The 9,564-nt window shown below is 38.8% G+C and carries 3 protein-coding genes; all 3 read right to left on the bottom strand.

Going from position 1 to position 9,564, the window contains the following annotated elements:
• Window positions 1-541 precede the first annotated feature (541 nt).
• The 3 genes from AC13EX_RS04725 to AC13EX_RS04715 all read right to left on the bottom strand — a co-directional run bounded on the left by AC13EX_RS04725 (window position 542) and on the right by AC13EX_RS04715 (window position 9,137).
• Window positions 542-1,975: a pectate lyase gene (locus tag AC13EX_RS04725; RefSeq protein WP_482891757.1), complete on the bottom strand. Its 1,434-nt coding sequence runs from the start codon at window positions 1,973-1,975 to the stop codon at window positions 542-544.
• Between the two features lie 413 nt (window positions 1,976-2,388).
• Window positions 2,389-3,420, bottom strand: coding sequence for a PorP/SprF family type IX secretion system membrane protein (locus tag AC13EX_RS04720; RefSeq protein ID WP_048643462.1), 1,032 nt, complete (start codon window positions 3,418-3,420; stop codon window positions 2,389-2,391).
• Window positions 3,417-9,137: a PKD domain-containing protein gene (locus AC13EX_RS04715; protein WP_482891756.1), complete on the bottom strand. Its 5,721-nt coding sequence runs from the start codon at window positions 9,135-9,137 to the stop codon at window positions 3,417-3,419. The genes AC13EX_RS04720 and AC13EX_RS04715 overlap by 4 nt, the downstream gene beginning before the upstream one ends.
• Between the last annotated feature and the right edge of the window lie 427 nt (window positions 9,138-9,564).

Here is a 9,564-nt window from a genome sequence, read left to right as displayed (position 1 = left end):
AACCCGAAATATGCAATAGACATTCTATTACGTGCTGAAATCGCTTTAAAATCAGCCACTTCGTTGCTGTTTTCAATTTCACCATAGCGGTGCTATGCTAAAATCTCCAAACAGTCTGATTTTCTTGCGATTGCAACACTTCCCGCAAACACGGGACAGGCTTCACCCCTGACCATTGTCAGGGCGGAGAAATCCTATTACATAATCCGGGTTTAAAAGGATTGTAGGCATCATAAGCTAGTTTTCTAGCGGTAGGAGTGGGCTATACCCAGCGATAATTAAATGCGTTCTTCAAGAAAGTCAAATCCATGGATTTTTCCTTTTATAAATTGGCTAAAGCAAAGGGTTTTTTCATTTACCTTAATTCCTTGGCCTTAGCCAAAACCTAAAATTGTATTCACTGAAATTCTATAATTTATTTTTATGATTTAATGTCAATATAAAATTTCTACCGTTTAATCTGGACTTAGGCTTGCTGGGTAATAATTAAAAGAAAGAAAATCATTCTTCTTATTTCTCAAAGCCAAGCTTTGCTTTGTCCTTAGAATGTTTCGAGCTGATTGGTTAAAGCTATAAACTCACATAGTGTCCCTATATTTTCATTAAAAACACCACTACTTATTCTGTCCATGGTTAAATACTGCCCATTCCAACGTTCTCCGTTAGGCATTCTCTTTTTAAATTTATCATCTTTTGTTATCCAGGCACCGGATTTATTCTGGGCATCAATTATTTTTTTCACCTCTCCAGTAATTTCCTGTAAACGCATCGATACTTGCTCTTTTGTTTGTAAATGGTTTTCCTCTTGCCACAAGTTTTTAGCGCCTAGTTTTAATGCTTTTTCATAACGAACAGTGCTTTTCTCTAGTGCTGATTGTAAATTTGATTGATAACCATAGCCGGTTCGGCGCTCGGGATGAAGGTCCTCTAGTTTCTCCACCCGAATCCTTGGTCTATCATAGTATAGAGGCTTGCCTGTACCTAGTTCTACAAACCGTGCCCACATCCCATTTTCCAATCTTATCTCGCGTAGCCACCTTAGGGCATCAGGAATTGGTTCAAGAATTGTTGATTTACCAAATACTAGGTATAAATCAATTAAAGTATTGATGTTGTTTATGGTGACGGAAGGGCAAACTGCTGCAGGTTCAAAGGTACGCGCCCAGGCAGGTTGGAGAAATTCATTGTATTGCTGTGCCCAGCCTGGTTGAGGAGGGGGTAATTGAGAAATATTCATAAATCGAGCCGCTTTAAGAAGGCTTTTCTCTATGGCTTCATCATCGGGGTAATAGGTGTAAGCTTCAATCATTACACGGATACAATCATTAATTCCCCCATCGTTGAAGGTAGCATAATCATGATAGTTCCCTTGTTCGGGGTACTTATGGGGCCATCCTCCATTGCTTAATTGAGTTTGCATCATCATTTTCAATGCCCTTTTGGTTGCGGTGCTAATAAGTGGGTCGTCAATCTCCTGATCTAAAGCCATTAAAAAACTGACTGTAGATTGGGTTTGATTGTCATCAAAACTTACCACATCTTTATCCAATTTTTTAAAGTTGATTGTATGGTCCCAACCACCACTTTTGGTTTGACCGCGAATTAAGGCATATGCCGCTTCTTTTGCATATTCAAGAGCTTGCTCATCACCTGTTGATTTATAGGCGGCTAAAAATGATTGTCCCACAGCTGGTGTTCCTGGAGGTTGAACCTCTATAGAGTTATCGTCAAGGGGAACTTCTCCCCATTTCAAAGTCAAATCCGGCGTTACAAAGTAAACATAACCTCCTTGGGTATTAACGCTATGGAAAAAGGCAACCCCTTTTCTTAATGTTGCATCAACTTGATCTTTTAAATCTTCTATTTCGGTTTGGCTCAAGGGATTGTTTTGAGCAAATACCATTGGATTACCTACCATTGCCAATAGCATAAAAATTAGGCTAGAGCTAAGCAATATTCTTCTTTTTAGGATCATGAATGGGTTTATTTGTTTGTTAATATTTTGTCTAATAAACAAAAAATGCTGGGTTTTATCAAATAGGCAAAACCTGTTATGTCCCTTTTTTATAGATTATTTACTTCCTAGACAAGGTTATGGATTGGTTATAAACCAGAATTTAATTTTAAAAATTTAAAAATCTATAAAAGAAAGGTATAACCCTGCCGTCCTCTGTCCAAATTTTATTTGTTTGGTCACTAATGTATATTTCCGCATAATGATCGATCCCAAGGATTTCTAGCTTTTTGCTAAATTCTAAATTAGTTTTGGGGAATACCAAAGAGTAATACCTAATAGGTTTACTCAAATTGAGGGAAAAAAAGGGGCTATTTCTATTTTAGATACCTTATACTTTTCTAAATTTCAAATATTAATTGAAGTTAAAGTACTCAATACCTCCAATTTGCATTACTTGGAGGACAAGGGAGAATGGTTTGCATAAATCGTTTCTTTCTAAGGTCGGTGAAATAGATGGAAATTTCATGAGACACATGTGCAGGGTTGCTAAACCTATTCAACATATAATCATAACTGTAGGCCATGGTAATGCCACTCAATAGGCTAAATCCCAAAACAGCATTGATGGAGTTTTGATCAGGCAAATCATTGAAACGGGTAACGTTTCTGAAGCCTAGGCCACCAATAAAATTTTCCACCTGTACTTGAGGGATCACTTCAATTTGTTGAAAGGTTCCTTGCCTTTTGTAATTGAAGGACACAGAAAACACCTTACGAATGTTACCGGATTTAAACATTCTCCGGTCAAGGTTTTTGACATAGCCCCCATGTACTCCCCATTTTATAGGAAGGTTGTTTCCTATTCCATCCTCTAGAAATCCAATATTGGGACGAGAGAGGTGGCTGCTACTTACTCCAAACCAAAAATCCGGTGCCTGAAGCAAAGCCCCAAAGGCAATGTCTGGATAATATTTGCTGTCTTCTCCAGGTAGTAAATCCATGCTGCCAGGATTGATGGTACGGTTCAACAGGTCTATCTGATCTCCAAAAACCATTTCCTGTAAGGTTAAACTTCTATTAACAAGTCCAAGCTGTCCGCCGAAGCGTAGAAAGCTTTGATTGTTTAGCATAAGTTTGTAGGAGAGGTATCCCGCCAAATCCGTCGATCTTATATTAAGTAAGGATTCTGAAAACTGAGAAGCAGAGAAGCCAAAGCCTACATTGGTCTCATCAATATAGGTATCAAAATACAGACCATAAGCATTGAAATCATAACCTAGCCCTGGCCATTGTTTTCTATAGTTGATACCTACCCTAGTTACCTCCATTGCTCCGGTAAATGCAGGGCTGAGATTAAGGGGAGCAGCATAGAACTGTGTAAATTGGAAGTCCTGTGCCATCAGACCCGTTTGTCCAGAGAACAAACAAATAATGTATAACAGTATGATTTTTATTTCTCTCATTCTAAAAGCATAAATACACCGGTTTCACTAAATTTTCTTCCGTCTGATGTAGTGTAATTCAGTTTGTAGACGTAATTGCCCGGGCTTGCCTTCTGCCCACGAAATTGCCCATCCCATCCTTTATCGTTAGGGTCTTCGGAATGGAATATAATCTCTCCCCATTTGTCCATTACAGTGAAAGCAAGGCTCTCTACATGAACAAATTTGGGGAAATAGGTGTCATTCACCCCATCTCCGTTGGGAGTAAATACATTGGGGGTTTTAAGGAAATAATCAGTAATAACTATCTCGAATGTATCGTAAGTTTCACAGCCCCAAACATCAGTCACCATTAAAGAAACCATATAGGCGCCAGGGACTAGGTAATTATGCTTTGGATTTTCCTCCAATGAATTATTTCCATCACCAAAATCCCAGTAATAAAGCATAATTTCTCCACTACTTTTGTTGATAAATTGAACATCGAAATTCACTAGGTTTTCTCCGTATAGGGGGAAAGCAGATGATAAAAAATCCCCTTCTGCTAACACTACGTTATTCTCAACATCAAAACTTCGCGTTTGTATGCAACCATTGCCATCCGTAACTGTTACCTGATAATTTCCTGGGGCATTGGTTTCCATTCGGTAACCGTTATTTGACACCTGTCCACTGCTCCAATCGATAGTATAGGGTGCAACACCACCATCTATATTAAGGTCAATTGTCTCAAGGATTTCCCTTGGTTCACATTGTGTAGAAGTGGTACTTGTTATATTAATAACAATGGGATCTGGTCTCCGTACTTCAAAAGTTTGGCTAACATAGCATCCTGACTGATCGACAACCTCAACCGAATAATTGCCATTGGTTAAATTGAAAATCGAAGGACTGGTTTCTCCATTACTCCATGTATAACTGTACGGTGGTCTTCCTCCAGAAACGGTGAGATTTATTGCCCCACCTTCACTATCTTGGCAATCCAGAGCATCTTGTACTTGCCCCATGGCTATAAGTAAATCTGGTTCCAGTAAGTTGAAAGTTCTTTCAATGGTACATCCATTGGCATCTTCAAGATAGACGCTGTAGACACCAGGAGCCAAATTATAAAGGGAAGATTGTTCAGGGCCATGAGACCAAGTAGCTTTAACAGGAGCAGAACCTCCATTTAGATTCAATAAAATGCTGCCATCAGTAGCACCAAAACAAGAAATTTGATTGACGACAGGGTCTATTTCGAAGACGGGAACTTCCTCAATGGTGGTCTCTTTTACTAGGGAGCAACCATTGGCATCGGTTACAGTGACCTGATAAAAGCCTGGGCCTATGCCTTCAAATGAACTCTGGGTAGACCCTATGTTCCAACTTATTTGATAGGGCTCTACGCCTCCTTGAATGTCTATTGATAGGTCGGCATCATTGGCATTGTAACAGGAAACTTCTGTTTGTTTTATGCTTACTTCAAGAGGAGCATCTGGTTGAGAAACTTTTATATTAGATAGGCCTATTTGACAACCATTGGCATCTGTAACAACTACACTGTAGACTCCTGACAAAAGATTATTGATACTTGCTGTGTTGGATGCGATTGGCAATCCATCCTTTGTCCAATTGTAAGTATATGAATCTAAAATGCCCCCTTCAACAAAAATAGAAATACTACCTGTCGCATCTCCATAACAGAGTACATCTATTTTCTCAACAAGCGTTAAGGACAAAGGATCTGGCTCTTCAATGGTGAATGCTTCAGTTATTTCACAATTGTTTTCATCTGTTATAGCTACCTCATAGTTTCCTGGTGCAAGGTTATTAACCATCAAATCATCAGAAGAAAAGCCATTTGGACCCGTCCAAGAAAGTGTGTAATTACCTGTTCCACCTGTTGGATTTAGTTCAATGCTTCCATCATTCGCCCCATTACAAGTGATCTGGTAATCATTGTAGCTGCTTACACTGGGGTTGACCGCAATGGGATCGGGTTCCATGATGTTAATAACATCTGTAATTACTTCACAACCGTTTTGGTCAGTGATCGTAAGTTGGTAATCACCAGGCTTTAAATTACTAATGGAAGGCTTGTCAGCTGTAAAGTTATCAGGCCCTGACCATTCGTATTGATAATTACCAGAACCTCCTGAGGTGGTTACTTCAATCCAGCCATTGTCAGCACCAAAGCAAGATATATTAAAGCCTGTAAAATCAGAAACGAATACATCTTCGATTTGTAAACCTGAAGCTGGTTGGGTGATTTCCAGGTTTTCGACTTCCTGTATACAATTATTCACATCGCTTACGGTGAAAGAATACTTTCCAGCAGCGAGGTTCGTGAAAAGCCAAGTGGTTTCAGTAGTGGGGGGGGAGGTACTTATTACATCTCCTCCTTCATTCATCAGCTCATAAGTATAAGGTCCTGCCGAAGTCCTGTTGATTACTGCGGCCAATACGCCAGTAGCTTGACCAAAACAGGATACATTCACTTTTTCATCAGCTAATTCGCCTACTTCCAATCCTTGTGGTTCTGTGAGGGTATAAGATTTTACAATTTGGCATCCATTATTGTCGGTTATTGTAAGATCGTAAGTTCCCTCAAAAATGTTTTTCAAACTGTCTTGATCAGAAACAAAGCCATCTGGGCCGGTCCATTGTATGATCGAATTCCCTGATCCTCCAGATATATCCAAATAAATATACCCTTCGTTTCCTCCGTTACATTGAACCCCAAATCCATTGTAATCAGAAACCTCATCGATAAGGTTTAAAGGAGCAGGTTCTTCAATGTCAAATTCTCGGCTTAAAGTACAGCCAGATTCATCCGTCACAAGTAGTTCATACTTCCCTGCTTCTAAACTAGTTAGGTTTGCCTCATCTGAGGTGAAGCCATTTGGACCATCCCAGCTATACAATAAATTTCCTTGATTACCACTAATGTTAAAAGAAATTGATCCGTCATTCTCCCCGGCACATGAAATTCCAAAGCCATTGTAATCAGTTAATTGAAGGTCGTCAAGCTGAAGCCCAGTTGCAGGTTGATCTACCAATAGATCATCCAGTAGCGTAATACAGCCATTTGCATCTTCAATACTTACCTTATAACGATCCCCAGGGAGGTTAGTAAAAGTATAAGATGCACCCGAGAAGTTTGGAACAGTTTGGATGGTGGTTGATCCATCCATTGTTTCCAAAGTAAGGGTATAAGGGGGTAGGGATGCTTGGTCAATAGTAATTGTAAAAGCACCATTGCTTTCTCCAAAACAAGCAACAGGTACCCGGGAATCGACGTCTTCGGAGACAATCAATTCATCCGGTTCAGTTATTTCATAATTACCTTCAATGACACAGCCGTTTTCATCTGTTAATTCTAGAGAATAGGTACCAGCCAAAAGGTTTTCAAGTTTGCTGTCTGTGGAAGTAAAACCATTTGGACCAGACCAACTGTAGGTATAAACCTCCGTTCCACCTGAAGGGTTGGGGTCAATGCTTGCATCGGCACTTCCAAAACAACTTATTTGGAAACCATTGTTCTCAGGGATGATTTCATTTAAGACTAGTGGGCTTGGCTCTGTTAATTCTATGGAAGCTATTCGGGCCGAACAAACGTTTTCATCAGTTACGAAAAACTGGTACTCTCCTGGTCCAAGATTGCTGATGTCTTTGGTTGTGGCTTCAAACCCATTTGGTCCTGTCCAAAGATAGTCAAAGTTGCCAACTCCACCGGTTATGTCTAGGGAGATACTTCCATCGGCTGCCCCGAAACAAGATATTTGAAAGCCATTGTAATCAGAGATTAGTGTGTCTTGAATAAGCAAACCTGTTGCAGGTTCATCAATCAAAATGTCCTCAAGAAGAAAATTACAACCATTGTTGTCTTCTATTCTAAAGTCATATACACCTCCTGCTAAATCTGTAAAGTAAAGCGTATCAGAAGTAAGGACATTTATTGGTCCCAACATTTCTATTACATCTCCATCCCTAAAAACTTCTAGAGAAAACGGTGTAGGTGTATCTTCCTGTAAGGCAATGGCAATGCTTCCGGTTTCTTCTCCAAAGCATCTCACATCTACCCTAAGGTCACTTAGCTCCGTTAAGGATAAGGTGCTCGGCTCAGTAATAATGAAATTTTCAGCTATGATGCATCCATTCTCATCTGTTAATAAAACAGCATAATTTCCGGGTTTTAATTTTTTCCTTGTAAATACATCGTCCTCCGCACTAGGTGGTAAAACATCCAAGTCATCGGAATTGGGAGCATTTAAATTATCAAAATTGCCCGTATACCAAGCAATGGTATATCCTGGAACTCCTCCAGAAGGGTTTATGGATAAGAGCCCGTCATCTGCTCCATGACATGAAATATTTTGAATGGTTTCGGATAGTTCAAGTTCATCAGGACCTTCTACGGTTATCCAAGGTGTTGATTTTTCACAGGAAAGTGGATCTGCACCTGCAATTTCAAACAATCTTCCTCTGTCAGTTATTTTGGCGTAATAATCCCCTGCAGGAAGATTGCCGAGTTTACTTTCCATACCAATAATTTCGCCTTCCTCTGTGACGAAGGTAGAAATGCTGCCCTCTACTTCTTTGCCTTCTTCATCAAACCAGGTTATTCCATATTTAATCCAGTTTTCACGTGGGTTACCAGGGAATGGTTCAGACCATCCTCCACTTATAAATAAGCTGATCTCTCCATTGGTATCTCCATAGCAATTCAGATGTTCAACTGTTTCAACTATTTCCATTGGTTCAGGAATAATTATCTCAAAACTTTCCCTACCATTACATTGAAACCTATCTTCGATTTCAAGTGTATAAGACCCAACTTCTAAATCTTGAACCTGAATAACAGCAAATCCATCATCATCAGAAACCACATCAAAATTTGTAGGGGTTTCATTGCCATCTTTGTCAATAATTACAAAATTATTTACAGGAAGTGCTGCATTAAAAATGATAAACTCTACCACTCCTGTGTCATCATCAGGACAAAGATAGCCAGCAAAATTTAGTTCAAAATCCAAGGAGTAGGCCTGCCCAAGTGGCCCTGCATTTCTGAAATACTCCCTTCCTATATTGTCTTCAACGAAAATTTTGTATTGTGCCTCTCTATCCAATTCATTGTTAAGCCCAAAGGTAACGGAAGCTGAATTTTGGAATGGGGCCGTATTGTCTACTGTTACAGTGGTCAAGACATTGTCTAATTCATCTACTAATTTAAAGGTAAATGGGAATGATATTTCTGATCTTTGGTCGGGTTTAAAGGCACTTACAGTTAAGGAAATGGTGCCTTGACAACTGTTTTCAAAGTAAGCCAATGGTAATATTGGTGGGGTTACCATTAGCCTAAATGGAAAAACGTCGCTGACATCTACTCCATCGGTAACCTGAACATTTACAACTATTTCCTTACCTTTTGCTTCCCAGGTATCGTCGTAGGGAATATCAGGCTGGATGGTTTGCCCACTGAATGTATATCCTACACCGGCCAAGACTTCCAAAATTAGATTGGATTTATCTCCTGAATAACCAATGGTTAGCATATCTAGAGAAATGTCTAATTCCCCATTGTAAAGAACCAATGTATCCACTTGGTCGGTAATTGTAACCGGGGCGAAAACAGAGAATATCTCGCCTTTGGATTCGAAAATTTGATAGGTAAGCAATAAAGATAAAACTACCCCTGGAAATAAAATTTTCTCAAAATCTTTTAAGCGCTTTAATAGACTTTTTGTAAAAATAATCAATTTCAAAATGTTTATTAAAAATTCGACTTATTTAAAACTGAACTCAGATCAACGATTAAATTTAGACATAACATATTAAAAAAATACCTTAATTTTATTTTTATACAAAAATTTTATAATCCTACTAAAATTTGAAGATATTTATTTATAAGATTTGCTTATTATGACTATAAAAAGCCTTTTTTCATTGCTTTTTTGATTTATAAGCTTTAAGGCAGGCTACTAATACTAGACTTAAAAAACCATTAGCCCCTACTTTAACCTAATTAAAATACTTAACAATCAGGTGTTTCATGCGATTTTCCTCTCAGCAAATAAGGCTTAGATAATGAATATGGGTTACTGGAAGACATTTTGATAGATTAATCCGTTTATATAGAGTCTTGGCAATATAATTCTTATTCAATTGGTCTATTAAGGGCAAGGA

This window comes from Cyclobacterium sp. L-R (assembly GCF_056859355.1).
The sequence above is the reverse complement of the archived record's forward strand: the minus strand, read 5'-3'. Positions and strand labels throughout refer to the sequence as shown.